Source organism: Roseisolibacter sp. H3M3-2 (genome assembly GCF_029211165.1).
Taxonomy (GTDB): Bacteria; Gemmatimonadota; Gemmatimonadetes; order Gemmatimonadales; family Gemmatimonadaceae; genus Roseisolibacter.
In genome coordinates, this window is record NZ_JARGEK010000582.1 from 1 (window position 1) to 1,967 (window position 1,967).

The 1,967-nt window shown below is 78.4% G+C and carries 2 protein-coding genes; both read right to left on the reverse strand.

The features are described 5' to 3' along the window. Positions 1 to 4 precede the first annotated feature (4 nt). Positions 5 to 217, reverse strand: a complete 213-nt coding sequence (locus PYV61_RS24760; protein ID WP_275836551.1) for a hypothetical protein — start codon at positions 215 to 217, stop codon at positions 5 to 7. Between the two features lies 1 nt (position 218). Then, the coding region (locus PYV61_RS24765) for a penicillin acylase family protein (RefSeq protein ID WP_275836552.1) at positions 219 to 1,967 on the reverse strand (1,749 nt) is incomplete at its 5' end.

The following is a 1,967-nucleotide window of genomic DNA, read 5'->3' on the forward strand; positions in this document are numbered from 1 at the left end:
GGTCTCAACCCCTTGGCTCACAGAACGACATGGCTACGATCCGACTTACCGCCCCCCACCCCAGCGCGGCGGCGAGCGCGGCGGCGCCGGCGCTGGTGCGCCCGGCCGCCGGGACGATCACCGCCGCCGCCGCGACCGGCGGCACCCCCCACCAGCCGACCAGTCGCGTCGCGAGGGCGATCAGCGCGGCCCACAGCGCCACACGCAGGAACGCCATGTCAGCGACGGGGCGCGAGGGTGAGGTCGAGCGCGCGGGTGCGCTGCGCGTCGGGGAGCGCGTCGGCGGCGCGCGGCACGCGTGCGGGCTCGAGCTCGCCGGCCAGCCAGCGCGGCAGCCGGTCGGTGTAGTGCGGGTCGGACGGGTCGCCGGTCTGCCCGCCCGGGTACGTCACCCACGCGCGCACCTCGGGGCCCAGCTCGACCACCATGCGCCAGCTGGCGCCGTGCGTCCCCGCGCCCGACGACGGGTTGAGCGTCCCCGGCCCGCCCCGCACCGGCAGCCCGAGGCGCGACAGCGCGGGGAGGCGCAGCAGGTGGTGGATGTTCGCCTGCCGCACCTCGTGCCACGCCCACCCGCCCGCGTCGGGGGCGCCGCGGCGCGCCACCAGCGTGTCGTGCGCCGCCAGCAGGCTCGCGGCCAGCAGCGCGTCGCGGTCCTCGACGCGCCCGCGCGTGCGGCGGTCGTCCCACCACGCGTTCGCCGGGTCGGCGAGCAGCGCGGCGAGGATCGCGGTGGCCGGGGTGGCGACGCGGCGCCCCGCGGGGCCGACCAGCTCGTCCCACGTGCGGTCGACCAGCTCGCGCATCGCCTGCTCGAACAGCGCGGCGCGCGGGCTGTCGCGCACGTAGCGCCGGTCCCACTGCGCGAGCAGCCGCGCCGCCTCGCGCAGCCGCGCCGCCTCGGCGCCGCCCGCCGCCGCCCCGCGCTCGGCGGCCGCGAGGAAGCGCGCCGCGAACAGGTCGGCGCGCGCGCTCCCCGGGTCCGTCTGCCAGCGGCGCATCGTCTCGGGGGTCACCGCGCTGTCGGCGCGCAGCAGCGCGTTGATGCGCAGCGCGCGCCACGGGTCGTATCCCCCGCCCCACCAGTCGCCCGTCGTCGCCGGGTCGACGGGCTGCTGGTTGGCCGACGCGAGGAAGCCCTGCGCCGGGTCGACCGCCTGCGGGTAGCGCGCGACCGGGAGCCAGCCGCGCCAGTCGTTGGCCGAGCGCCGCCCGTCGCGCACCACGAAGCCGGAGCCGTCGCCGGCGCGCAGCGGGAAGCGCCCCGTCGAGCGGATGCCGATCGTCCCCGCGCGGTCGGCGGCGAGCATGTTCTGCGCGGGGGAGAAGTACCCCGCCGCCAGCGCGTCGAGGAAGCCGCGCGCGGTGGTGGCGTGCGACCCCTCGCGGAACGGTACCAGCGCGTCCGACGGGTCGAGCACCGTCCACCGCATCGACAGCCAGCGCGGCGACGCGCCGGGGGCGAACGCGCTGTCGCGCCGCAGCGGCCCGCGGTGCGTGAAGCGCAGCGTGTCCACCGCGACGATCTCGCCGTCCTTGCCGCGGTAGGTCTCGACGCGCTCCTGCACGGGGCGCCACGCGCCGTCCACGCGGTAGCGGCGCGGGCGCGCGGGGTCGTCGACCTCCTCGGCGAAGAAGTCGAGGACGTCGGCGCCGGTGTTGGTGAACGTCCACGCGACGTCGCGGTTGAAGCCGATCACGATCCCCGGCAGCCCCGGGATCGTCACGCCGTAGACGTCGAGCTTCCCCGGCACGACGAGGTGCGCCTCGTACCAGATCGACGGCAGCGTCAGCTCCAGGTGCGGGTCGCCGGCCAGCAGCGCGTGCCCGGCCGCGGTGCGGCGCGGCGCGACCGCCCAGTTGTTGCTCGCGCGCGCCGGGCGGTCCTCGGCGGCCACGGTCGGGTCGCCGGTCGGGAAGAACGCGTCGCGCGCCGCGACCGCGCGCGCGGCCGCCGCGTCGGCGCC